The 23,348-nt window shown below is 59.0% G+C and carries 22 protein-coding genes; 11 read left to right on the top strand and 11 right to left on the bottom strand.

Features of this window, described 5'->3' with window-relative positions; translation table 11 throughout:
• Positions 1-8: 8 nt before the first annotated feature.
• Positions 9-1,283 carry a polysaccharide biosynthesis/export family protein gene (locus tag FHT73_RS10745; RefSeq protein WP_112335825.1) on the bottom strand — a complete coding sequence of 425 codons (1,275 nt, stop codon included), beginning with the start codon at positions 1,281-1,283 and terminating at the stop codon, positions 9-11.
• An 85-nt stretch (positions 1,284-1,368) separates the two neighbouring features.
• Complete coding sequence (locus FHT73_RS10750) at positions 1,369-2,049, bottom strand: sugar transferase (protein WP_112608744.1); 681 nt, start codon at positions 2,047-2,049, stop codon at positions 1,369-1,371.
• A gap of 730 nt (positions 2,050-2,779) precedes the next feature.
• Between FHT73_RS10750 and FHT73_RS10755 the strand changes: the two genes are divergently transcribed.
• Entirely contained in the window at positions 2,780-3,070 is a 291-nt protein-coding gene (locus tag FHT73_RS10755) for an exopolysaccharide production repressor protein (protein ID WP_183711503.1), read from the top strand.
• Between the two features lie 91 nt (positions 3,071-3,161).
• A complete protein-coding gene (locus FHT73_RS10760) occupies positions 3,162-4,172 on the top strand; it encodes a glycosyltransferase family 2 protein (RefSeq protein ID WP_183711505.1) in 1,011 nt (336 codons plus the stop codon).
• Between the two features lie 11 nt (positions 4,173-4,183).
• Here FHT73_RS10760 and FHT73_RS10765 read toward each other — a convergent pair whose 3' ends face one another.
• Positions 4,184-5,128 (bottom strand): polysaccharide pyruvyl transferase family protein, encoded by a 945-nt coding sequence (locus tag FHT73_RS10765; RefSeq protein WP_183711507.1) that lies wholly within the window; start codon positions 5,126-5,128, stop codon positions 4,184-4,186.
• Positions 5,129-5,214: 86 nt separating this feature from the next.
• Positions 5,215-6,174, bottom strand: a complete 960-nt coding sequence (locus FHT73_RS10770; RefSeq protein WP_183711509.1) for a glycosyltransferase family 2 protein — start codon at positions 6,172-6,174, stop codon at positions 5,215-5,217.
• An 874-nt stretch (positions 6,175-7,048) separates the two neighbouring features.
• Here FHT73_RS10770 and FHT73_RS10775 point away from each other — a divergent pair.
• The 7 genes from FHT73_RS10775 (at position 7,049) to FHT73_RS10805 (ending at position 15,450) form a co-directional block, all read left to right on the top strand.
• Complete coding sequence (locus FHT73_RS10775; protein WP_112608752.1) at positions 7,049-7,852, top strand: glycoside hydrolase family 16 protein; 804 nt, start codon at positions 7,049-7,051, stop codon at positions 7,850-7,852.
• Positions 7,853-7,956: 104 nt separating this feature from the next.
• On the top strand, positions 7,957-9,165 hold the full coding sequence (locus tag FHT73_RS10780) for a glycosyl transferase family 1 (protein ID WP_112608754.1): 1,209 nt from the start codon (positions 7,957-7,959) through the stop codon (positions 9,163-9,165).
• 20 nt (positions 9,166-9,185) lie between these two features.
• Positions 9,186-10,160 carry a glycosyltransferase family 2 protein gene (locus FHT73_RS10785; protein ID WP_281409864.1) on the top strand — a complete coding sequence of 325 codons (975 nt, stop codon included), beginning with the start codon at positions 9,186-9,188 and terminating at the stop codon, positions 10,158-10,160.
• Complete coding sequence (locus tag FHT73_RS10790; RefSeq protein ID WP_183711511.1) at positions 10,157-11,095, top strand: glycosyltransferase; 939 nt, start codon at positions 10,157-10,159, stop codon at positions 11,093-11,095. The genes FHT73_RS10785 and FHT73_RS10790 overlap by 4 nt, the downstream gene beginning before the upstream one ends.
• Positions 11,092-12,114, top strand: coding sequence for a glycosyltransferase family 2 protein (locus FHT73_RS10795; RefSeq protein ID WP_183711513.1), 1,023 nt, complete (start codon positions 11,092-11,094; stop codon positions 12,112-12,114). Before FHT73_RS10790 ends, FHT73_RS10795 begins: the two co-directional genes overlap by 4 nt.
• Before the next feature lie 4 nt (positions 12,115-12,118).
• Complete coding sequence (galU, locus tag FHT73_RS10800; RefSeq protein ID WP_183711515.1) at positions 12,119-13,024, top strand: UTP--glucose-1-phosphate uridylyltransferase GalU; 906 nt, start codon at positions 12,119-12,121, stop codon at positions 13,022-13,024.
• Between the two features lie 83 nt (positions 13,025-13,107).
• Complete coding sequence (locus FHT73_RS10805; protein ID WP_112609145.1) at positions 13,108-15,450, top strand: polysaccharide biosynthesis tyrosine autokinase; 2,343 nt, start codon at positions 13,108-13,110, stop codon at positions 15,448-15,450.
• A 98-nt stretch (positions 15,451-15,548) separates the two neighbouring features.
• Here the strand turns inward: FHT73_RS10805 and FHT73_RS10810 are convergent, their stop codons facing one another.
• The 5 genes from FHT73_RS10810 to FHT73_RS10830 form a co-directional block, all read right to left on the bottom strand.
• Positions 15,549-16,445 (bottom strand): DMT family transporter, encoded by an 897-nt coding sequence (locus FHT73_RS10810; protein WP_183711517.1) that lies wholly within the window; start codon positions 16,443-16,445, stop codon positions 15,549-15,551.
• Between the two features lie 129 nt (positions 16,446-16,574).
• The gene (locus FHT73_RS10815) at positions 16,575-17,135 is read right to left on the bottom strand and encodes an NADPH-dependent FMN reductase (protein ID WP_112608764.1); all 561 of its coding nucleotides are present in this window, start codon (positions 17,133-17,135) and stop codon (positions 16,575-16,577) included.
• A gap of 72 nt (positions 17,136-17,207) precedes the next feature.
• Positions 17,208-18,434 carry an FAD-dependent oxidoreductase gene (locus FHT73_RS10820; RefSeq protein ID WP_183711519.1) on the bottom strand — a complete coding sequence of 409 codons (1,227 nt, stop codon included), beginning with the start codon at positions 18,432-18,434 and terminating at the stop codon, positions 17,208-17,210.
• A gap of 10 nt (positions 18,435-18,444) precedes the next feature.
• The gene (locus FHT73_RS10825; RefSeq protein WP_183711527.1) at positions 18,445-18,756 is read right to left on the bottom strand and encodes a MocE family 2Fe-2S type ferredoxin; all 312 of its coding nucleotides are present in this window, start codon (positions 18,754-18,756) and stop codon (positions 18,445-18,447) included.
• Between the two features lie 25 nt (positions 18,757-18,781).
• A complete protein-coding gene (locus tag FHT73_RS10830; protein ID WP_112399581.1) occupies positions 18,782-19,870 on the bottom strand; it encodes a fatty acid desaturase family protein in 1,089 nt (362 codons plus the stop codon).
• Positions 19,871-20,020: 150 nt separating this feature from the next.
• On the opposite strand from FHT73_RS10830, the gene FHT73_RS10835 reads away from it, so the two are divergent.
• Both FHT73_RS10835 and FHT73_RS10840 read left to right on the top strand, forming a co-directional pair.
• Positions 20,021-21,049, top strand: a complete 1,029-nt coding sequence (locus FHT73_RS10835) for a LacI family DNA-binding transcriptional regulator (RefSeq protein ID WP_183711528.1) — start codon at positions 20,021-20,023, stop codon at positions 21,047-21,049.
• A 160-nt stretch (positions 21,050-21,209) separates the two neighbouring features.
• Positions 21,210-22,022 carry a TIM barrel protein gene (locus FHT73_RS10840; RefSeq protein ID WP_183711530.1) on the top strand — a complete coding sequence of 271 codons (813 nt, stop codon included), beginning with the start codon at positions 21,210-21,212 and terminating at the stop codon, positions 22,020-22,022.
• Between the two features lie 33 nt (positions 22,023-22,055).
• Here FHT73_RS10840 and nikR read toward each other — a convergent pair whose 3' ends face one another.
• Entirely contained in the window at positions 22,056-22,493 is a 438-nt protein-coding gene (gene nikR, locus FHT73_RS10845; protein ID WP_112335808.1) for a nickel-responsive transcriptional regulator NikR, read from the bottom strand.
• A 79-nt stretch (positions 22,494-22,572) separates the two neighbouring features.
• Complete coding sequence (cobM, locus tag FHT73_RS10850; RefSeq protein ID WP_183711532.1) at positions 22,573-23,331, bottom strand: precorrin-4 C(11)-methyltransferase; 759 nt, start codon at positions 23,329-23,331, stop codon at positions 22,573-22,575.
• Between the last annotated feature and the right edge of the window lie 17 nt (positions 23,332-23,348).

A 23,348-nucleotide genomic window follows, 5' to 3' on the forward strand; every position in this document is an offset into this window, starting at 1 on the left:
CGATTTTCCTATCGAATGGCAAGCCCGGTGCTGATCTTGATCAGATCGCCGGGCAATACCTGCGTGTTTTCCTGGGCCTGTATTTCCTTCGATTGCCCGTTGTCGTCACGAATGATGGTGTAGGAGATGCTCACCCCGGGGCCGCTTGGGTCGAGATTGCCGGCATCGGCCGATTGAGCGACGGCTTCCTGCATGAGGGACTGGCTGGTCGACAGTTTGAGCTGCAGCGTCTCCAGCTGCGTGTCGGTATCCTGCATGTCCCGGGCCAGCGAACTCTGCCAGTCGTTGCGCAAAGTAATCTCGTCCTGATTGGCCTTGTTGATATCCTGCTTGGCTTTCAGCGCGGCGGTTTCCGTATCGAGGAGTGTAGCTTCAAGATCGGAGGCGCGCTGTTCGGCGGAGATTCGGCGGGAGGCAAGCTCCAGCCCGCGCTCGGCCAGACTTTCGACCTTGTCGCGGTCGGCCTTGGCCAGATCAAGCTGACGGCTCTGCGTGTCGTTCTTCTTCGAAAGCGCCTCGACTTCGTTTTGCAGAAGCGTCTTCAGATCTTCCAGGGACTGCAGCTGCGTCGTCATGCGCTTGGCACGCGTATCCATCAGCGCCTTCTCGCTCGCGAGCAGATCCGCCATGTGCGGCAGCTGCTTGAGCTCGGTGGGGACGTCGATATCGTCCTTGCCGGCCAATTCGGCCATCAGGCGCGCTTTGCGCATCAACAGGCGGCTACGCTCCGCCATATAGACGACAGCGTCACCCTTGGCATTGATGAAATCGCGCGCAAAACGCTGTCCGGCATCGGCTCGGCGCATGCCGCCGCCGAGGCTTATAGCCTTGAGGACGGTCAGGTTGGGCGCGAACGGATATTCACCGGGATTCTGGACCTCTCCGGAAAGGTAGATCGGCCGGAACTGTGACATTTCGACCGAAGCCGAAGGACGATCACGCAGGCCGAATTGCTTCTGCAGGCCGAGACCGATAGCCTCGGCGATCTGATCCGTCGTCTTGCCGACGGCCGGCATATCCCCGATGAAGGGAACCGAGATCGAGCCCGAAGGGCCGACGGTGTAGTCGCCCGATACCATCGACCAGTCGCGAATGGTGCCTTCCGCCGTCTGCCACTCGGCAACGCGCACATGCAGCTTGTCCATGACGCCTAGATGATATCCGGCAAGGTTTTCGGCTAGCGCCGGGGCAGCAGCTGCGCCAAGGCTGAGAGCAATAATAGCTGCGCAGCGCAGCGATGAATTGACACGTAGAAGCCTCGTCGAAGGCCGGAATTCAATCATGCAGGATCTTCCCTGTTACCAGTAGGCAATCCCGCGGGACGCGGGAAAACCGCAGGACGCATCCCGCGGTATCTGCCAGTCATCATCAATAGCTGCCGCGTGAAAGGCAGACTGCAGGAATGGTTTTGGCGATGATCACCATGTCGCTGCTGAGCGACCAGTTCTTCACATAATGCGTGTCGAAGGCGACGCGGCTTTCGTAGGAAACGTCGTTTCGGCCGCTCACCTGCCAAAGACCGGTCAAGCCCGGACGGGACTGCAGATAATAGATCGCTGCGGTCTCGTAGCGCTCGAGCTCGTCTTCCACCACCGGGCGTGGCCCGACGACGCTCATCTCGCCGCGGATGATGTTGATCAACTGCGGCAGCTCGTCAAGGCTGAGCTTGCGCAGGACAGAGCCAACGGTGGTGACGCGAGGATCGTTCTGCAGCTTGCGCGTGGCGCGCCACTCTTCCATCGCTTTCGGATTGGCCTGCAGGTAAGAATGCAGCACCTTGTCACCATTGACGACCATGGTGCGAAACTTCAGGCAACGGAAGGTCTTGCCATTATGGCCGATACGGCGGTGGCCGTAGAAGACGGGACCGGGGTCTGAAAGTTTTACCAGCAGCATCAGCAGCAGAAAGAGCGGGCTGATGAGAACCAAGGCGGTCAGAGCGGTAGAAACGTCAAAAATGCGTTTCAATACTCCACCAGTGGGCGGAAAGACGTCGCTTTCCGCAGCGCTGAAAAAAGCCGATGTGGCCGATCTCGTCGCAGATTTCATAGAGAAAACTCCATTCATGTTGACGATTGGTCGGAAATTCTCGGACGCGTAACTAGAGCCGCGATGGCCGGAGTGTAGGTTGGGATTGAGACTTTTTAAGCCAAATTTTTGTAGCGATATGGCATGGTGGTATAAATTTACCGCATCAACGGTGACTTGGTTTAGTGCAGTGATCAGTAGTTGATGAATTGTACTGTATCATGTTGTGTATAATGTCGATCTCGACAGCTCTGTCGTGTCGCAGTCGACCCTTTCTAAGGATATTATAGGCATGGAACGCTAAGCTGTTCATTATCATTAGCTTCGCTAGCCTCTGCTCGGTTTCCTTTCAGCTTCATGCCATCCTGCTTTCTTCTGAAGATATATTGCAGTGCAGCAATATTTTGCAGCGCACATACTGAAAGCAGATTCCTCAGGACTTTGTAATAAAAGTTGATTGAATGGACGAGAACACCCTATCGGCTGGATGGCCCGGATGCTTCTTTCAGATTGTATTATTTCGATATGCCACCATCTAATTGCAATGAGAAAGATGAACAAATTCAATTGTAATTATAATCGATGCGTAGTTTTAACAGGCTTGGCGCTAGGATCGTCTCAAATCGCAACGGATCTTGGTAACTTGGTTGAATCTCAATGAATCATAAAATATATTTAAGACTTAGGTCTGATAAGGGAGGAAAGACCTTGAACGCTTTTTATTTAACGTCCGAACGGGCGGGGTGAGATTATGTACGCGCCCCGCGTTTTCTTCAGCATGCTAGGCACGCTGATCGTATTTGCCATCGCAACATATTTCCTGACGAACTCGCTTTCGACCACCCTGATCGAAACGGCTATCTGTGCCGTCCTTCTGCAGATAGGTTATTTCCTGGGCGTGCTTTACCTCGTTTGGAAAGAGCGCAAAGCGCATGAGGCCCTGTTGAACGAAAATAAGGGCTCGGCATCGATACAGGAAGACAGCAAGGTCGCCGGTCTGTCCGCATCCAGTTTAAAGCGGTCCGAGCCCTTCAACCCCTGAACTTCGGGGAAACGATCAGATCTTTTGGAGCTCGGCGGTTGCCGGATCGTAGCCATGTCCTAAGTCTCCGTCTGAACCCTTGGAGGCCGATGTGACCGATCCTGCAGAAAAAAGCGTCTGCGTAATCATTGCCGCGAAGAATGCCAGCGAAACCATTGGGCTTGCCATTGCCTCGGCTCTTCGGGAGGCCGAGGTCGCCGAAGTCGTCGTCATCGATGACGGCTCGACGGATGGAACGGCCATCGCGGCCGCCAAAGTCGATGACGGCAGCGGCCGACTGATTATCCGGGAATTCGAAAAGAACCGCGGCCCTGCCGCAGCACGCAATCACGCAATCGAGATATCCAAGGCGCCGTTGATCGGTATCCTCGATGCCGATGATTTTTTCTTTCCAGGTCGCTTCGCAGCGCTACTTGCCGCTGACGACTGGGATTTCGTTGCCGACAACATCGCTTTCGTCAGTGCCGATACCGTGCCTGACGCGCATGCAAGGCTCGATCATTTCGACGCGAAACCGCGTTTTCTCGATCTTGCTGCTTTCGTCGAGGGCAATATTTCCAAGCGCGGCGTGCGTCGCGGCGAGATCGGCTTCCTGAAGCCCTTGATGCGGCGCTCCTTTCTGAATGCGCATGACCTGCGCTACAACGAGGCGCTGCGTCTCGGCGAAGACTACGATCTGTATGTCCGTGCGCTCGCTCACCAGGCCCGCTACAAGATCATTCATAGCTGCGGTTATGGCGCGGTCGTGCGCAGCGATTCCCTGAGCGGCCGGCACAGGACCGAGGATTTGCGCCGCCTTTACGAGGCTGATCGGACCATTCTTGCCAAGGGCGGGCTTTCTTCAGCGGACGCAGCCGTGATCCGTCGTCACGAACAGCATATTCGCGATCGTTACGAGTTGCGGCATTTCCTCGATATCAAAGCACAGTCCGGGCTGTTGTCGGCGACCGCCTATGCGCTATCGCACCCCTTCGCCGCCCCGGCTATTGCCGGCGGCATTCTGGCGGATAAGACGGAGCGTTTCCGCAAGCGGAGCACCACCACCATTGCCGATCCCGGCGCAAACGGCCTGCGCTATCTGCTGCAGGCCGCTCCGGAATAGGGTATTGCGGCTTAGAGATAATCGCGGCGCACGCCTTCGATTACGTTCAGGAGGCGCTCCTTGCAGGCTGCAAGCGCGCTATCCTTGCTTAGCTGCGGCTTTGCCTTGCTCGCCTGCCACAGAGCCAGAGCCGAAGGTACGGCCAGCGCCTGCTTTGCCATGACGCGCAGCGTGGTCTGCTCGGGATCGGCAAGCATGACGTTTTCGCCATAGCGTTGCTTTTCGAGCTCGGCTGCCGCCTGCTTGTTGCGCTCGAAGCCGACACCCCAGAATTTGGCCCCTTTGGCGATCGCCTCGGCCCGGGTGGAAACGGGGATGTGCTTCGGCTGGTAGCTGACGCCGAGTGAGAGAGCCCAGTCGTTCCATTTGAAACTGTTGATGGAACGCGAGGAGCTGACCGCAATCCACGGAACACGGAAGGCATCGGCAAGGATGGCGCCATGCATCGATTCCGCCACGATCAACTCGGAGGCGGCAATCTCGCGGATGACGGCCTTCGCCTCGCCGCGCGGATCGAGATAGGAAAGACCGACGGTCTTGCAGATTTCAGGCCAGAGGCCTGCGGCAGCCGATTCCCAATGCGGAATGAAGGTGCGCTTGCCGTTTTTCGAAATGGCCTGGAATTCCGGCATTTCCGTCACCAGCACGGCAGGATCGACGATGCCCATTTCGTTGGGCAGACCAGCCTTTTGCGCTGTCAGCGGCCCACGCACGCTACGGACATCCCATTGCGAGGTATCGCGCATGTCCGGAAGAGAACCGTAGCCGAAACCACTGCCGATAACGAGCGTGTGCCCCTTGTCAGGCAGGATCTCCGTGTTGAGGACGGTTCCGACGCCGACCAGCAATGTTTCCTCTCGAACATCGCGAAGGCCGGGAAGTAGGAAATCCCAGAGCCAGAGATTGAGATCGTCACCGAAATTGCCATGGGTGGATTCCCAGTGGAACGGCTTCATGCAGGACTCCTTGCTGATCCAGACTATAGCGGGTCATGCCGTGGCTCTTCGATGCGGCATGTGCAGCCCATGCTGCACCGCAAAATCTAGGGCGCTAGTTTGCCCACGGCAAGCTGCATGGCGCTTTGTAAAATTCCAGGATCGCGCAAGGCCCATTTTGCCAGCAATCCAAATTGCGGCAGGCGCCGCTGCCGCACCTGCCGCGCCTGGCTCCAAAGCGCCTGCTGGCGGGCGCGGTTCTTATAGAGACGGATGGATTCGACATCCTGCGGCCGGCGCGAAAATCTCTGCTCCAGTGTGTTGAGCGCCGTCCATGTGTTGAATTGCTGGCGCAGGAATTGCGGGGAATCATTGTCGATGCTGTGAAATATGTTCACGCCTTCGCCGCGCAGCGCTCCGGCATTCTCGCAAAGCAGGACCCGCTTGGCGGCGAGAACGCAGTCGCAGAAAAACAGAACGTCCTCTGCCGCCAGTCGCAGGGACGGCTCGAAGCGGATCTTTTCGAAAAGCGGCCGCCCGATCACCATGCAGGACATGTGCAGGAAACTCCAATCCTGCAGCATGACACTGGCGATATTGGGGATTTCGACGACGGCCGGCCTATCCGACAAACGCACTGTATCGGTCGATTTCCCAAGCTCGGCGATGCTGAAATGGTAATAGAACTCCTTGCCCCCATCGATGGAGTCCCAGTAGCAGTCGGCGTTGTAATGGGTCAGCGTTCCGAAGGCATTGCTAAGATGTTCGGGCGCCCATTCGTCATCGGAATCCAAAAAGGCTACAAACCGGCTCTCGGCCGGTACGCTGTTAAGGCCGGTATTGCGCGCCCCGCCAGGACCGGCATTGGCCTGACGGATGACACGGATACGTTTTCTTTCCTCGCTGCTCAGCGATTGTAGCTCGCTTTCCGCCGAAAGCGGCGATTGATCGTCGACGACGATGATATCGAAATCCTGAAATGTCTGTCGGGAGATCGATTTCAAAGCGCGCTGCAGAACGCCAGCTTGCTTCTGATAGAACGGAATAACAATCGTGATAGACGCCATTTTCCCGCCTTTACGGTTTTAGTTCAAGGGCTTGCGGTTCATGTCTTAGGGCATGATTATTGGCTTTTCCAACGACATTCGCCGCAATTTTCCGGCAGATGAGCCATAGCGGAGGTCGTTGTGACGCCAACAGGTAGCGTCCAATCGATGTCGAGCAATGATGAGAGGCGAGATTTTCTGAAACTTTCATCCCAGCGCGCCAGCGGTCAAGGCTATCCGCCGATGAGCTATTATAACACATGGCGCGCCAGGATCGTACGCTAATGCAGCCATTGGCAGAGCGATATGAATCGGTTTTCTCATTCTGATTGAAGCTTTGTCGCATTTTGGTCACGCTTTGCATGCCAACTCATGCTGCGCTGCAAAAAATCTTCACCTTCAGCGGAAAATATGGAAGGGTCGGGAACGTTCGATCGGAGCGCAAAGCGAGGCCTCGGGTGAGGGGCTAAGTGCCTTTCGTAACTGCGTTTTCTTGCATCTAAATCGATTTTTCACCCCTTTACGCAGGACAAAACCATGTTTTCTGTGCGAGGCGACATATCGTTTTTTGCTCATTTTTGCTGCGCTGCCATATTCCCTTTCCGAAGAGTGCCCTAGGTTATCCTTGCGAGTTCTGCTGTGTTGGAAATGGCTGCGAGGGGGGATGCAGCCCGAAGAAGGGGTGACAGACATCGTGAATGTGACTGCCAACGTGTCTTCGCGGATAAACCTCATGCGTAGCATAATGCTCCCGGGCACAGTTTCTGTCCCCACATCATTCGAGCCCCATACCTGGCCGTTCAACCGCGCCCATGGTTTTTTCGATTGTTTGCGGGGATTGCTGCGCGACACTTTGTTCCCTGTAGGTGTGTCCTGCGTAAGCAAGAGTGATACCATGACGACATCGAAAAACTGCATGTACAGACTTGGTCTTGTTTCAATCGCTCTCATGAGCGCCTTCCTGATGCCGCAGGGCGCATCCGCGCAGGATGATCAGCCGACGGGCGGTTCCTTCGTCGACAATTTCGAGCATCTGGACACCAGTCGTTGGTATATTTCCGACGGCTGGAACAACGGGCCACATCAGAATTGCACTTGGTCGCGCAAGCAGGTGGGTATCAAGGATGGAACGCTGCAACTGCAGTTCGTCCAGTCCAAGATCGGTGAACGTAACTATGCCTGCGGCGAAATCCAGACGACGAAACGCTATGGCTACGGCACCTATGAAGCGCGCTACCGCACCGCTACCGGGCCTGGTCTGAACTCTGCCTTCTTCACCTATATCGGCCCGACCGACAAGAAGCCGCATGACGAGATCGATTTCGAGGTGCTCGGCAAGAATTCCGGTCAGGTTCAGGTCAATCAGTATATTTCCGCCAAGGGCGGCAACGAAAAGCTGGCGCCGGTTCCAGGCGGTGCCGACAAGGGTTTCAACGATTATGCCTTTGTCTGGGAAAAGGATCGCCTGCGCTACTATGTGAACGGCAAGCTCGTCCAGGAGGTTACCGATCCTTCGAAAATACCGACGAACCCGCAAAAGATCTTCTTCAGCCTCTGGGGCACCGATACGCTCAGTGGCTGGATGGGCAAGTTCGCCTATAGCGGCGAGCCGGCGACCATGGAGATCAAGCGCGTCGCCTTCACCGCTCCGGGAGAGAAGTGCCTCTTTCCGGAATCGATCACCTGCAAGCTCGATTGAACACGGCTGGCCGCGCCATCGCGCGCGGCCAGTGGCAACGCCATCATGCAACACCAACCACACCAAGTGCTTGGCTTCGGCCGGGCGCAAAAGCGGAAATTTTGATGCTGCATATACTATACTTCGTACATGATCTTGCCGATCCGGCTGTGCGCAGGCGGGTGCTGATGCTGCAGGCTGGCGGGGCGCTCGTAACGCTTGCGGGTTTCCGGCGCGATGACAATGCGCTGGCTGCCATTAGCGGCGTCGAGCCGATCGAGCTCGGCAAGACGCGCGATGCCCAGTTTGCACAGCGGATCGCGGCAGTGGCCAGATCGGCGGCGAAACTGCGCAGCGCGCTGCGCTCCATCGCAAGACCGGACATCATCATCGGCCGCAATCTCGAAATGCTGGCGCTCGCCAACCGCGCCAAATCCATCTTCGGCGGCGATGTGCCTATTGTCTACGAATGTCTCGATATTCATAGGCTGCTGTTGCGCGATGATGTGGTGGGCAGTGCGCTTCGCAGTGCCGAGCGTCATTTCGGCTCGCAGGCATCATTGCTGGTGACCAGTTCGCCCGCCTTCATCGAGCGCTATTTCCGTCCGCGTTCCGGGCTGCAACTGCCGGTCATGCTGCTTGAAAACAAGGTACTGGCGCTTGAGCCCGCGGCGCGCATCATCGCATCGGCCGCAAGGCCGCCGGCTGCGGGCAAGCCTTGGAAGATTGGCTGGTTCGGCGCCCTTCGCTGCCGCAAATCCTTGGCGCTGCTCGACCAATTCTCGCGCCGGATGGAAGGCCGTTTCCAGATCGTTCTGCGCGGTCGTCCGGCCTATTCCGAATTCGACGACTTCGACCGCACCGTCCGCGATGCACCCTTCATGCATTTTGCCGGCGCCTACAAGAACCCTGAGGATCTCGCGGCGATTTATGGCGAGGTCCAGTTTTCCTGGGCGATCGACTTTTTCGAAGAGGGACTGAACTCCAGCTGGCTGTTGCCGAACCGCCTCTATGAAGGCGGTCTTTACGGTGCCGTGCCGATCTCGATCAAGGATACGGAAACGGCAAGATTTCTTGCCAGCCGAAAGATCGGGCTCACGCTTGACCGGGCCGACGCCGAACATCTGACGGCGCTTTTGGGTGAGATGGACGTAAAGCGCTATCTCGCCGCTTTCGAGGCCGTGGCATCCCAGGATCATAAGCAATGGACGATGGATCGCGCCGACTGTCAGCTGCTGGTGCAGCGGCTGGCATCGCTGACGCGCGCCAATGAGCAGATGGCCGAGATACAGGCCCTCCCACAACTGCATCGCAATAGAGGTGGATTGCAATGATGACCGGAAGTTCAGGGGATATGCGTTGCGTAATCGTTATTCCTTGCCTCAACGAGGAAAAGCATATCGAGCCGCTGATCGACAAGCTCGGGCGGGCTCTTGACGAACTCGATGCGAAGATCGTGGTGGCTGATGGCGGCAGCACCGATCGCACGCGTGAGATCGTGAGCCATATAGCCGAGAGAGATCCGCGCGTTCTTCTGCTCGACAATCCGAAGCGGCTGCAAAGCGCGGCGATCAATCTCGCCATCGAGACTTTCGGTGACGATCACGAGTATTTCATCCGCATCGACGCCCATGGCGACTATCCGGATGATTACTGCCAGACACTGGTTCAGGAGGCTGGCGCGACCGGTGCCGATTCCGTTGTCGTCGCCATGCGCACCATGGGCTTCAGTGCCTTTCAGAAGGCGACGGCCGTCGCCCAGAATTCCAAGCTCGGCAATGGCGGCTCCAAACATCGCGAAGGCGCCAAGGGCCATTGGGCCGAGCATGGGCATCATGCGCTCATGCGCGTTGCCGCCTTCCGTGCCGTTGGCGGCTATGACGAAAGCTTCAGCCATAACGAGGATGCGGAGCTGGATTATCGGCTGAACAAGGCTGGGTATCGTATCTGGCTGACCGACAAGACGGCGATGACTTATTTTCCGCGCGCCAGCATTCCGACGCTCTTCAGGCAATATCTGGGGTATGGCCGTGGCCGCGCGCGCAATATACTCAAGCATCGCAGCATGCCGAGCCTGCGGCAGATGCTGCCGCTTGCGGTCGTGCCGATCTTCATCGGCGCTTTCCTTGCCGTCCTCAACTGGATCGCGGTTATCCCGGTCGGCCTCTGGGCCGTCGCCTGCATCGCCTATGGCTTCTGGATCGCTCTCGGACATAAGAACCCCTATGGGCCGCTGGCAGCCATTTCCGCGATGGTCATGCATTTCGCCTGGTCGATGGGGTTTTGGATGGAAGTCCTGAGCTTCCGCAATCGCAGGGTGGCGTCATGACACAGGCTCATCGGCGCCCGATAAAGATTGACATTGCGGTCTGCACCTATAGGCGGGCCGAACTCGATCAGACGCTGCTGTCGCTTGCCGTCCTGAGTATCCCCACAGGTGCCGTCGTCCGGATCATCGTTGCCGACAACGATCTGACCCCGAGTGCCCGGGACCGCGTCGACGCCCTACGCTCGGCCGTTCCGTTCGAGATTGTCTATGTCCATTGCCCCGCATCGAACATCTCGATTGCACGCAACGCCTGCCTGGATCATGCAAGCGGCGATTTTCTCGCGTTCATCGATGACGACGAGACTGCTTCGGAAGACTGGCTGAGCGAATTGCTCATCATGGCCGACACGACGGGCGCCGACGCCGTTCTTGGCCCCGTTCAGGCCGTCTACGGGAATATAGCTCCGGGGTGGATGCGGCGCGGTGATTTTCATTCGACTTTGCCTGTCTGGGTCGCCGGGGAAATCCTGACCGGCTACACCTGCAATGTATTGCTGCGCCGCGGCGCACCCTCGCTTGCTGGCCGGCGCTTCAATATCGCGCTCGGACGCAGCGGCGGCGAGGACACCGAATTCTTCGCTCATATGCATAAGGCCGGCGGCAGGATCGCCTATGCGGCAGATGCGCTGGTCTACGAACCCGTCCCGGAAGGGAGGGCGACCGTCTCCTGGCTCTCGAAGCGCCGGTATCGCATGGGCCAGACCCATGGCCGCATGCTGTTGGAGACCGCAGGCGGCCTCGGGCGCTGGCGCGCGATTGCACTGGCGGCCTCGAAATCCGCTTATTGCTTCGTTACCGCAGCGCTGCTCTTTGCATCGCCCATCAAGCGGCATCGCTATGGCCTGCGCGGCATCATGCATGCCGGCGTGGTCAGTGGCCTCTTCGGAGTCCGCGAAATCGAACAATACGGAAATCTGGAGAAGGCACCGCAATGACGGATTTCATCCCCGATGTCAGCTTCGTCATTGCTGCCTATAACGCCGAGGAAACGCTCGAGCGCGCCATCGACAGCGCGCTGGCGCAAGGCGCCGTCAGTATGGAAGTGATCGTGGTCGACGATTGCTCGACGGACAATACGCGTGAGATTGCCGGCAACCATCCCGATCCGCGTGTACGGCTCGTCGCCATGGCCCGCAATGGTGGTCCGGGCGCTGCCCGCAATGCCGGGCTCGATGCGGCCCGGGGCCGCTGGGTGGCCGTGCTCGATTCCGATGATGCCCTACGTCCGGATCGGATGGCCCGCCTGATCGCCAGAGCGGAAAAAGCCGAGGCACAGATCGTGGTCGACAATCTCGACGTGATCCGTGAGGACGTCGGCACGATACTGCCGATGTTTCCCGAGCCGATGCTCGCGCGCATGCCGATACTGACGTTGGCTAAGTTCATCGCCTCGAACATGATTTTCCAGTCGGAGCACAATTTCGGCTATATGAAGCCGGTCTTCGAGCGTGCCTTCATCGAGAAACATCGCCTGCGCTTCGAGGAGACCCTGCGGATCGGCGAGGATTATATTTTCCTCGCTTCGGCTCTCGCTCGCGGCGGCGTCTGCGTCGTCGAGCCGAGCGTCGGTTATCTCTACTACATCCGCGATGGGTCGATCTCGCGTGTTCTCCGGCAGGACCATGTCGAGGCCATGCTTGCTGCCGACGCCAAGTTCTTCGCCGAACATCACTTCGGCGCCGCTGCCCTTGCCGCACAACGGCGGCGCACGCGCAATCTGAAGGAAGTCATCGCTTTTCTTAAATTGGTCGACAGCATCAAGCAGCGCGAATTGCAGGAGATGCTCAAGATCGCGTGCCTCAACCCGCGGGCCGTACGTCATCTCAGCATGCCGGTCTTTGCCCGTTTTCGCCGGTTGGCCGCGTCGCTGCGGAGCCGACGCCAGCCGACGCCCTCTCAACTTTCCTCCCCTCTGCCCAATATGGGCGCAGGCCCTCACTCTAACAAAGGATAGAGCCATGGACCCCAAACGTCGTGTGAGAAAAGCAGTGATCCCAGTTGCCGGCAACGGAACGCGCTTCCTGCCCGCCACCAAGGCGATGCCGAAGGAAATGCTGACGATCGTCGATCGTCCCGTCGTGCAATATGCCGTTGACGAAGCCATCGAGGCCGGTATCGAGCACATCGTCTTCGTCACCAGCCGCAACAAGTCGGCGATCGAAGATCATTTCGATGATACGCCGGAGCTGATCTCCTCGCTGCAGCGGGCCGGCAAGAGCCAGCAGGTCAGCGAGTTGGAGCGTCTTCTGCCGCGTCCGGGCTCGGTAAGCTTCACCCGGCAGCAGGCGCCGCTTGGCCTTGGCCACGCCGTCTGGTGTGCTCGCGACCTGATCGGCGACGAGCCCTTTGCGCTGCTTTTGCCCGATATGCTCTGCTACGGTATGCGTGGCTGCATGGCCGGCCTGATGGATCTCTATAACGAGACCGGAGGTAACATCGTCGCCGTCGAGGAATGCGCCCCGGAAGAGACGTCGAAATACGGCATTATCGGCAAGGGCGAGTCCGTGCGCCATGGCTTTGCCGTGACCAAAATGGTCGAGAAGCCTCATCCGTCCGAGGCGCCTTCAAACTTTTACCTCAATGGCCGTTATATTCTGCAGCCTGAAATCTTCGATATTCTGGCCCGCCAGGAGCGCGGTGCCGGTAACGAGATCCAGCTGACCGACGGCATGCTGCGCCTGTCCGAGACGCAATACTTCCATGCCCAGATCTACAATGGGCGTACGTTCGATTGCGGGTCGAAGCACGGCTTCATCGAAGCGAACGTTGCCTTCGCGCTCGCTCGCGCCGATATCGGCGGTTTGGTCTATGACTCGATCCGCAACCTGGTCGTCTCGCACGAAGCGCAGATGACCGCCGCTTAAGCCTGTCACATTGTGGCCTGCGGCCGGGAACGCCGCAGGCCATGGCAATTGTTCATTCGGGCTTCTCCGACAAGGTGGTCGCCATGCATCAGAAGAACTTCACTTTCCACAGCGCTCTCCCGCAAGCGGAGTCGCAGGATAGCTTTATCGATCTCGATCGGCTGATGGCCGTCGTGGTCCGGCGCATCCGCACCATCATTTTCGCCATGGCCGCCTTTGTCATCCTGGCCGTCGTCTATTTGTTGACGGCCACTGCGAGCTATACCTCGATGACGCAGATATTGCTCGACGAAAGCATGACGAAATATGCCGAGGATCAGCCGCCGGCGGCAAGCAGCCAGCAGGCGGACATGGAGATTGCCAGTGCGGTCGAAATCCTCAAATCAAATGAGATGGCGCTGCGCGTGGTCGATACTGCCGGCCTTGCGGACAATAACACATTGCTCAACCCGCCCGCGTCTCCGGCGGCGTTGCTCAAATCCGGCGTCGGCCTGATCGTCAGCGTCTTCACGCCCGGTCGGCCGCCGATGACACCTGAGCAGCAGCGCGAGGCCCAGCGTCAGAAGGTTGCTGCCGTTCTTCAGGACAATCTGAAGGTCGAGCGCGTCACACGAAGCTCGGTCGTTGCCGTCTCCTTCAGCTCGACGGACAAGCTTCTCGCCGCCAAGATCACGCGCGCCTATGCCGACGCTTATCTGACCGACCAGTTGAACGCCAATTTCGATGCGACGGAACGTGCCTCCGTCTGGTTGCAGGAGCGCTTGAACGATCTGCGCCAGCGCGCGCAGGAGGCTTCGCTTGAAGTGGAGAAATACAAGGCCGACAATGGTCTGACCTCGACCGGCGGCGAGCTGATGTCGGAACAGCAGATTTCCGACCTGAACAAGCAGTTGATCATCGCGCAAGCCGATACGGCCAGCGCATCCGCCCGCTACAATCAGTATAAGTCGATCGTCGACCAAGGCCCTGACAACGCCGTCAAGAACGCGACCATCTCGTCGAGCTCCACCGACAACTCGGTGCTGCAGGATTTGAAAACACGCTATCTCGCTGTCGAAAAGCGCGAACAGGATGTCACGCAGAATTTTGGCGCCGATCACCCGCAAGCCGTCGCGCTCAAGGCCGAGCGCAAGGACATTACCCGGCAGATCTATCAGGTTCTTCAGCAGCTGACTGCCAGCTACAAGAACGAGCTTGATGTCGCACAGTCGCGGGCGGAATCGCTGCGCGAAAGCATCGACAAGGTCGTCGGCAAGAATTCCGAGGCCAACAAGTCGCTGGTTCACCTGAATGAGCTGAACCAGAAGGCATCAGCGCTGAAGACACTTTATGAATCCTATCTCGGCCGGTTTGAGCAGGCGACGCAACAGCGCTCGTTCCCCATCGCCAAGGCCCGCGTCATATCACTCGCCGGCGTGCCGACTGCGCCGTCCAGTCCGAAGAAGACGCTCGTCATGGCACTTTCGATCATCCTCGGCCTGATGGTCGGCTGCGGTGTCGCCGCGTTCCAGGAGTTCCGCGATCGCTTCTTCCGCGTCGAAGCCGATGTGCGGGCTGCTCTCGGATTGAAGTTCCTCGGCTATCTGCCGCTGCTCGGCCAGCAGGGCAAGAACAAGAAGAAGTCACGCAGGGCCGGTGCAGGACCGGAGCCGGCGACGGCGGAAGAGGGGGAAAACGGCGTTGCTTTCGAGCGCATGATGCGCATATCCGTCGAAGCGCCGCGCTCGATCTTTGCCGAGACCCTGAGAAACGCGAAACTCGCAAGCGACGTGATGCTGCAGGGCCGCGCCGACCGCGTCATCGGCGTCATCTCAGCACTCCCCGGTGAGGGCAAGTCGACGACGGCAGCCAATTTCGCGGCGTTGCTTGCCAGCAGCGGCAAACGTACGCTGTTGATCGACGCCGACTTGCGCAATCCGGGCCTCAGCCGGACGCTGAAGTCGCAGCCGCATGCCGGCCTGATCGAAGCCGTGCTTGGCGAAGTACCTTGGACGAATGCCGTGAAGGTTGACCCGCGCACTAAACTTGCCATCCTGCCGGTCGTGGTGCGCGATCAATTGCTGCACACCAGCGAGCTTCTATCCTCTCAGGGCATGCAGCATCTGATGGAGAATGCGCGCAAGATGTTCGACTATATCATCGTCGACCTTGCTCCGCTCGGTCCCGTCATCGACGCGAAGGCTTTTGCGCCGCAGGTGGATGCCTTCCTGCTGGTGACCGAATGGGGTGCGACCCCGACCAATCTGGTGCGTCATGTCCTGGAACAGGAGCCGCAGATCAACTCGCGCATTCTGGGCGTCATCCTCAACAAGACCGATATGTCAGAACTGCCGCGCTACAGCGATTTCGGCGGAACGGAGCGTTACCGGCAGAAATATGTAAGCTACTACACCGAGGCGCAGCCGCGTGCCGAGGTGGACGCTTAGAGCAGCTTCAGGAAAAGTGCGCAGCGGTTTTCCGTCCGGAATTGCGAGACAGCAAAGAGATAGAGCGGTTCGGAGATTCCGTGAAAAACCGAACCGCTCTAACTCGTCTGCGTCTTGCCGGCCCTGAGCCGGGTTCTCGCCAGAGCATGTTCGCGCCAGATCGTGAATATGCCAGCCGCAACGACGATGAGCGCGCCCACAATCATGGGCGCGCTCAATTTTTCCCCGAAGATGGTGACGCCGATAACGGCGGAGAAGACGAGCTGTAGATAGGTCAGGGGCTGAATCACCACCGCGTCGAGCATATCGTAGGCGCGGATGAGGAAATAATGGCTCGAAACGCCTGTCAGGCAGAGAATGCCCATGAAGACCCAGTCATGCGGCGCAAGCGGTGTCCAGAAGAACGGCCCGATGCAGGTCATGGCGACGGCACCCACCACACCCGTATAGAAAAAGCTGGTCATGGCGCCATCCTCGCGGCTGACATAACGCGTCAGCACAACATAGAGCGAAAATAGCAGCGCACCGAAAAGCGGCACCAGGAAGCGCGCATCGAAGACACCGCTCTCCGGCTTCAGGATCAGCAGCACGCCGACGAAGCCAAAGCAAATTGCCAGCCATCGCCGCCAGCCGACCTTCTCGCCGAGGATCGGTATGGACAGTAGGGCCACCATCAGCGGTCCGGATGAAAAGATCGCCTGCGTATGGGCGATGCCGACGATGACGAAGGACGAGATCGCGACGACGATCTGTGCGGCAAGCAGCAGGCCGCGGGCAATCTGCAGGATAGGCTGCTTGGTCCGGGCGTTGCGCTGCAATCCGCCTGGCGCGCGCGAGGCCATCGCGACGGCGAAGAGCATGAAGGCCCAATAGCGGATCATCGCCACCAGAAGCGGCGGATAGGCGCTGACAAGATGTTTGGATATGCCGTCCTGTATGGCGAATATGCTGATTGCCAACAGCGTGAAGACGTAACCGGTACTATTGGATTTCATGATTTTCGAAGGAAGAGAATGTGCAGGGCCCCGGCGACGCCGGGTCCGGCGCCTCGATTCACATTAGGCTATTCCTTGACCCAATCATAGACTTACGGCTTACCTTCGGTTCAACCGGAAAGCCGTTAATCAGCCTTTCCTGCGATCTGCGACGAAAGCGGTGAAGCCTTCGAGGAAAGCCGAGAGATTGTGCTTCACCTTCTCATCGACGATCGCCCCGTCTGCATCGAAGACGCTGCCGGCGCGCGACACCATCAACCGGCCGCCAAACCATGCTTCGGCACCGAGCGTACGCAAGACCGCCAGCCAGGCATTCTGGCTGAGAATGGTGCCGAAATTGCCCGGCGACGCGCCGAGAACTGCGATCGGTTTGCCGCCGAAGACCTGCGCGATGTCAGTGGAGGGGCGGCTCATCCAGTCGATGGCGTTCTTGAAGACGCCAGGAAGCGAATTGTTGTATTCCGGTGTGAACAGAATCAGCGCGTCGGCCGAGATGGCCAGATCCTTGAGCTCTCGCACCTTTTCCGGAATGCCGTCCGCTACCTCGAGATCGGCGTCATAGAGCGGCACGCCATGGATGGTGCGCGCGATCAGTTCGATACCGTTTGGTGCGAGTTCGACGGCGGCATGGAGCAGAGCCGTGTTGAAGGAGCCTTTGCGCAGGCTGCCCGATATGCCGAGTATTTTCATTGCTTCCTCCATTTGCCGTCAGGGGAAGACATTTATGCTTTGGCCTCCTGGGTCAAGGCCCGACGGCGGATATTATGCGGCAAGCAACGACTTCAGCTTGACGGAGCTTGCCGCCAGAGCGGCGTGATCCGGATGTGCGCGGGCGGCGATCAGCATTTCGGCAAGGCGGATGTCGCGCGCGAAGGCATTGCCACGCCCGATGCCGCTGGCGGCAAGCACTCTTCCGTCCGCGCCGAGATGGAAGAGAATGAATGCCCCGTCATCGAGGTCGCGCCGCACATGAGTGACCGCTTCATCCGCCAGCCCTGCGATCTGCAGCGTAAAATCATATTGATCGGACCAGAACCATGGGACGGCGGATATTTCCGCACGTTCGCCCAGCATGTTGGCGGCGGCCAGATCGGCCTGCTCCTGCGCATTGCGCCAGGATTCGAGGCGAACGCGTCTTCCGCCATAAAGTGACAGCGGAAACGAGCAGCAATCGCCTGCCGCAAAGATATCCGCATGGGAGCTCTCCAGCCGCTCGTTGACGGCAATACCATTGTCGATCGCGAGTCCCGCTTCTGCGGCCAGCGCGACATTCGGCAGCGCCCCGATGCCGACGAGCAACAGGTCCGCGGAGATGACTTCGCCGCTCACCAGACGAACGACCACCTCATCGGTTTCTTCCTGCAAGGCTTCGATGGTCTGGTCGCAACGAATATCCACGCCTTCCTGGCAATGGCGTTCGGTAATCGTTTCAGCGATCTCTTCGGGCACGCCGCGCTTCAGGACGCGCGGCAGGCCTTCGATGACGGTGACGTCGGCACCGCGGATACGCGCCGTTGCCGCCAGCTCAAGGCCGATGAAACCGCCACCGATGATGGCAATGTGCCGTCCGGGATGAAGGGCTGCATGCAAAGCCACCGCATCGGCGTGGGTGCGCAGCACGCGGATGCGCTGCGATGTGCTGTCAACGCCTGGAAACCCTCGCGCCGCGGCTCCGGTTGCAAGCAGAAGCTTGTCATACGTGAGAGCCTGCCCATCCGAGAGCCTAAGGGTCTTCGTCGCGGGATCGAGTGCGATCACGGTCGTCTTGAGCTTCAGATCGATCGATTGCTCCCCATAGCGCTCCAATGTGGCGATGAATTTCGGCTCCGGTGGTTGATCCGTCCCTGCTTTTGACAGTGGCGGCCGTTCGTAAGGCGCCAGCGGCTCGGCGCCGATGAGGGTGATCTCACCCTCAAATCCCTTTTCGCGAAGTGCGAAGGCGGCGCGGGCGCCACATTCTCCGGCTCCGATAATGACGAAATGAGCCACGCTTGCCTCCTCAAAGCCCGATGAAGACGGTGCCGTTTTCGACCTTAACCGGATAGGTCTGCAAGTTGACGCAGACCGGCGCGCCCTTGGCTTCGCCAGTGCGGTAGTCGAAGCGGCCATTATGCTTCGGACATTCGATGATGTTGTCCATGACCAGCCCGTCGGCGAGATGGATCTTCTCATGGGTGCACAGGCCGTCGGTCGCGAAATAATCATCCTCAGGGCTGCGATAGACCGCGAAGGTCCGCCCATCATAGTCGAAGCGAATGACATCTTCTTCATCGATCGCATCAGCGGCGCAAACTTCGATCCAATTGCTCATCGTTTCCTCCCTTTTTATGTCCGATTTATTGAGCGGCGGCGGCCGGCAACTCGCCGTGAAATTCCTCGCGGTAAGGCCGCGCCGTCGGCGGCAGCTCGCGCTTTAGGAAATAATCCTCGTTGCGCAATTGCCGCAGAAACGCCGGGATCATCTCGCGATAGCCGGACCAGATGGACGGATTCGGCGCCGGCAGATCATGCTTGATCATCGCATGCAGCTTCGGCAGGGCGTGGTAGGGCACCATCGGGAACATGTGATGTTCGACATGGTAGTTCATGTTCCAATAGATGAAGCGGCTGATCGGGTTCATCATGACGGTGCGGCTGTTCAGCCGGTGGTCGATGACATTGTCGGCAAGGCCGCCATGCTGCAGCAGGCCGGTCAGAACATGATGCCAGGCGCCATAGAGCCGGGGAAGGCCGACCAACATCAGCGGCAGGATCGAGCCCATGGCGATCGCGCTCGCAATGGTGGCGATATAAATGGCCAGCCAGATGCGGGCGATGCGAATGGCCTTCGGCTGCTCCATCTTGGGAATGAAGGTTTTTTCTGCCGCACTGACGACGCCGCAAGCATTGCGCAGCATGTCGGCGATCGCATGCCAGGCATCGAGGATGCCGAAGAAATTCAGGACGAGGCGAAGAAGATCCGGCGGCCGCATGACGGCGATCTCCGGATCGCGGCCGACAATGACGGTATCGGTGTGGTGGCGTGCATGGCTCCAGCGCCAGGTGACCGGATTGCGCATGATCATGAAGCACGCGATCTGATAGACCGCGTCGTTCATCCAGCGTGTCTTGAACGCCGTGCCATGGCCGCATTCATGCCAGCGGCTGTCGGAGGCCGAACCGTAGAGCACACCATAGGCCAGGAAGAAGGGGACACAGATCCAGGAGCCCCAGAAGTAGACACCAAGTGCTGCGAAGACCACCATGCTGCCAAGCCAGATAATGGTGTCGCGGATCGCCGGCGCATCCGAACGCTGCATCAGCGCCTTCATGTCCTTGCGCGGCACATCTGTATGATACCATTCGGCGGCCGCCAGCCCCGTTTCCACCGCCAGCCTGCCGCTTTCGCCGAGCAGATCGTAGTCACGCTTGATTATCGTCGTCATTCCTGCCTCCCGCGATGTGCAGCAGCGCACCGCCCTCGATGCCCAAAACGATAGATCGACTTTTCGCTTGCCTCAATGCATGAATGATGGAATCTATCAAAACATATCAAACGCTGACGTCATGAATGATGACATATCTCAGGAGTAGCCATGCGTCGCCCCACCATAGCGGATCTTGCCAAAGCGTCCGGCGTCAGCGTCGCGACGATCGATCGCGTGCTGAATGGGCGCCATCGCGTGCGTGAAGAAACGGCACGCCGCGTCTATGAGGCGGCGCAGGAAATCGGCTATCATGCCGTGGGCCTTCTGCGTCAGCGTGTCTTCGAGGACTTGCCGCAATATCGATTGGGCTTCGTCCTGCAGAAGCCGGTTCAGGCTTTCTACCAGGCATTTGCCAGGGAGATTGCGGCGGCAGCGCAGGCAGTCACGACAGCGCGCATCAACGCGCAGATCGATTTCGTCGCAGCCTCGACCCCGACGGCGATCGTCGAGAAGCTGAAGACGGTGGCATCACGCAGTCAGGCCGTCGCGCTCGTCGCACCGGATTATCCGGCGGTCACCGCTGCAATCGAGGAGTTGAAGGAAAAAGGCATTCCGGTCTTTTCGCTCCTGTCAGATTTCTCCACCACCGTGCGCCAGGGCTATATCGGTGTCGATAACCGCAAGGTCGGACGCACGGCCGCCTGGATCATCGCACGCTCCGCACGGCGTCCGGGAAAGGTCGCCTGTTTTGTCGGCAGCCACCGCTTCCTCGGCCATGAGCTGCGCGAAATCGGCTTTCGCTCCTATTTCCGCGAAAATGCCGCGGAATTCGAGGTGCTGGATACGCTCATCAATCTCGACACGCCCGAGATCACCCATGAGGCGACGCTCGATCTCCTGCAGAAGCATCCCGATCTCATCGGTTTCTACGTCTGCGGCGGCGGCATGGAGGGCGCGATTTCCGCCATTCGCGAGGAGCGTTTATCCGGCAAGCTGATCGCCGTCGTCAACGAGTTGACGCCGGAATCGAGGGCGGCGCTTGCCGACGATGTCGTAGCCATGGCGATCGGCACGCCGCTGCCGGCGCTTTGCAAGGAACTGATGAATCTGATGATCAAGTCCGTCGAGAGCGATGAGGCTGCCGTTCCCGGCCAAAGCTTCCTGCCCTTTGAAATTTTCGTCTCGGAGAACATCTGATAAGGGTGATGTAATTCTATCATTATCTCAAGAATTCTATCAGGAATGATGGCCGATGCCGATGGAAGAAGGACAGGAATGTCGCTAGTTCTTCGCAAAGCAGGCGCAGCGGATCTGGAATGTCTCTTGTTGCCGGACGCCTTGAGGAGGAGTGCCCATCATGAGTTCCATTCGTTTCGCGCTCAATCATATGTGTGCGCCGTCATTGAGGCTCGAATCGTTCTTTGCCGCCGCAAAAGAGCTCGGCATCGATAGCGTCGAGATCCGCAATGACCTTGCCGGGAACGCGATCCTGGATGGTACGCCGGCAGCGGCCGTCAAGGAGCTCGCGGCGCGACATGGGCTGACGATCATCTCGATCAACGCTCTGCAGCGTTTCAATGAGTGGAATGACGAGCGTGCCCGGGAGGCAGCGGAGCTGATCGACTATGCGCGCGATTGCGGCGCCAGGGCGCTCGTCCTCGTTCCGGTCAACGACGGCAGCGGCCGCGAGCCGGAGGCGCGGCATGCCAATCTCCGCAAGGCGCTGTCAGCCCTGAAGCCGATGCTGGAAGCGGCCGGCATCATCGGCCTGGTAGAGCCGCTCGGCTTCGAGATCTGCTCGCTGCGCCTAAAGAGCGAGGCGGCGGCTGCGATCGAGGAACTCGGTGCGAGATCCACCTTCCTTCTCGTGCACGATACATTCCATCACCATCTCGCTGGTGAGGCGGCAACCTTCCCCGAACTGACGGGTCTCGTGCATATTTCCGGCGTCAGCGATCCCGATGTTTCCGTTGGGGACATGCGCGATCCGCATCGTGTTCTTGTCGATGCGAGGGATCGTCTCGATAATGTCGGTCAGCTCCGAGCGCTGCTCTCTGCTGGCTATGCCGGTCCGGCATCCTTCGAGCCCTTTGCCCCGACGGTGCATGCGTTGAAGGAGCCGGTTGTGGCTATCAAGGAGAGCATGGCTTATATCGCCGATCGGCTCTGACCGAGTAGTCCGCGGGGGAGCCTGCCTGCCCGCTCAATCGTGCGAATGCGTGTCGGAGTGCTTCGCGCCGTCGTCCGATGGGATGATGTGCAGGTTTCCGAAGCGCACGCCGCGCTGCGTCACCACGCTGTCGGCAAATGCCCTGATGTCATCCGTCTTGCCCTTCAGCACGGAGACTTCGAGGCAATCATGCCCATCGATGTGAACATGAAGTGTCGAGATCGAAAGATCATGGTGATCGTGCTGCGCTGTCGTCAGGCGGCGCGACAGATCGCGGGTTTCATGTTCATAGACATAGGCGAGGGCGGCGTAGCATCTGGCTTCGCCATCCACGGTCGGCTGCGCGCGCGTAACGGCGTCGCGAACGAGATCGCGCAAGGTTTCCGAACGGCTGGCATAACCGCGCTGTGCGCTGATCTGGTCAATCGTCTCCAGAAGATCGTCGTCGATGGTAATGGTAATCCGCTGCATATCCCGATCCTCTTTTGCCCCGTGGCTTGCCGCGATCGACTAGAGGAAATTTCGAGCGGATTTGCAACGGTGCCCGGCGTTATTGACGGCCGCGGAAGCGACGCTGATAGGTCGGGTCGTAGAGCGAGCTTTCGCGGAAATCGCTGGCGCCAAGCGATGCACCGACAAAGATCAGGGCCGTGCGTTCTATCGGATCGGCGGCCACTTTCGCTTCGATCGTCGCAAGCGTGCCCCGAATGATCCGCTCGTCGGGCCAGGATGCCTTGACGACGATCGCAACCGGGCAGTCCGCGCCGTATAGCGGCGCCAGATCCTCGACGACCTCTTTGAGCGCGTGGATTGCCAGATGGATCGCGAGCGTGGCGCCGGTCGCGCCAAATTTTTCCAGCGTCTCGTTGTTCGGCATGGGCGAGGCACGGCCTGAAACACGAGTCAGGACGAGACTTTGAGCGATAGCCGGGATGGTCAGCTCGCGGCCGAGCGCGGAAGCCGCAGCCGCAAAGGCCGGGACGCCGGGGGTCAGCGTATAGTCGATGCCATGCTTTTCCAGCCTGCGGATCTGTTCGGCGACCGCGCTCCAGACCGAGAGGTCGCCGGAATGCAGGCGCGCGACATCCTCACCCGCTTTGGCCGCTTCCAGATATTCCGCCTCGATCTCGTCGAGCGACATCGGCGCCGTGTCGATGATGCGGGCGCCGGGTGGGCAATATTGCAGCAGTTCCGGCGAAACGATCGAGCCGGCATAGAGGCAGACCGGGCATTTGCCGATCAGGTCCCGGCCGCGCACCGTGATCAGGTCGGCGGCTCCTGGGCCTGCGCCAATGAAATGCACTGTCATCGCTCTACCTCATTCAT

The sequence above is a fragment of the Rhizobium sp. BK098 genome (assembly GCF_014193155.1).
Classification (GTDB): domain Bacteria; phylum Pseudomonadota; class Alphaproteobacteria; order Rhizobiales; family Rhizobiaceae; genus Rhizobium.

Bases quoted from the DNA above. Each gene is read 5' to 3' on its own strand.
- FHT73_RS10815 (WP_112608764.1), bottom strand. From the start codon at position 17,135: ATGAAAATACTCGGCATATCGGGCAGCCTGCGCAAAGGCTCCTTCAAC.
- galU (WP_183711515.1), top strand. From the start codon at position 12,119: ATGGACCCCAAACGTCGTGTGAGAAAAGCAGTGATCCCAGTTGCCGGC.
- FHT73_RS10790 (WP_183711511.1), top strand. From the start codon at position 10,157: ATGACACAGGCTCATCGGCGCCCGATAAAGATTGACATTGCGGTCTGC.
- FHT73_RS10840 (WP_183711530.1), top strand. From the start codon at position 21,210: ATGAGTTCCATTCGTTTCGCGCTCAATCATATGTGTGCGCCGTCATTG.
- FHT73_RS10770 (WP_183711509.1), bottom strand. From the start codon at position 6,174: ATGGCGTCTATCACGATTGTTATTCCGTTCTATCAGAAGCAAGCTGGC.
- FHT73_RS10785 (WP_281409864.1), top strand. From the start codon at position 9,186: ATGCGTTGCGTAATCGTTATTCCTTGCCTCAACGAGGAAAAGCATATC.
- FHT73_RS10755 (WP_183711503.1), top strand. From the start codon at position 2,780: ATGTACGCGCCCCGCGTTTTCTTCAGCATGCTAGGCACGCTGATCGTA.
- FHT73_RS10775 (WP_112608752.1), top strand. From the start codon at position 7,049: ATGACGACATCGAAAAACTGCATGTACAGACTTGGTCTTGTTTCAATC.
- FHT73_RS10805 (WP_112609145.1), top strand. From the start codon at position 13,108: ATGCATCAGAAGAACTTCACTTTCCACAGCGCTCTCCCGCAAGCGGAG.
- FHT73_RS10810 (WP_183711517.1), bottom strand. From the start codon at position 16,445: ATGAAATCCAATAGTACCGGTTACGTCTTCACGCTGTTGGCAATCAGC.
- FHT73_RS10765 (WP_183711507.1), bottom strand. From the start codon at position 5,128: ATGAAGCCGTTCCACTGGGAATCCACCCATGGCAATTTCGGTGACGAT.
- FHT73_RS10780 (WP_112608754.1), top strand. From the start codon at position 7,957: ATGCTGCATATACTATACTTCGTACATGATCTTGCCGATCCGGCTGTG.
- FHT73_RS10830 (WP_112399581.1), bottom strand. From the start codon at position 19,870: ATGACGACGATAATCAAGCGTGACTACGATCTGCTCGGCGAAAGCGGC.
- nikR (WP_112335808.1), bottom strand. From the start codon at position 22,493: ATGCAGCGGATTACCATTACCATCGACGACGATCTTCTGGAGACGATT.
- FHT73_RS10795 (WP_183711513.1), top strand. From the start codon at position 11,092: ATGACGGATTTCATCCCCGATGTCAGCTTCGTCATTGCTGCCTATAAC.
- cobM (WP_183711532.1), bottom strand. From the start codon at position 23,331: ATGACAGTGCATTTCATTGGCGCAGGCCCAGGAGCCGCCGACCTGATC.
- FHT73_RS10750 (WP_112608744.1), bottom strand. From the start codon at position 2,049: ATGAAATCTGCGACGAGATCGGCCACATCGGCTTTTTTCAGCGCTGCG.
- FHT73_RS10825 (WP_183711527.1), bottom strand. From the start codon at position 18,756: ATGAGCAATTGGATCGAAGTTTGCGCCGCTGATGCGATCGATGAAGAA.
- FHT73_RS10745 (WP_112335825.1), bottom strand. From the start codon at position 1,283: ATGATTGAATTCCGGCCTTCGACGAGGCTTCTACGTGTCAATTCATCG.
- FHT73_RS10835 (WP_183711528.1), top strand. From the start codon at position 20,021: ATGCGTCGCCCCACCATAGCGGATCTTGCCAAAGCGTCCGGCGTCAGC.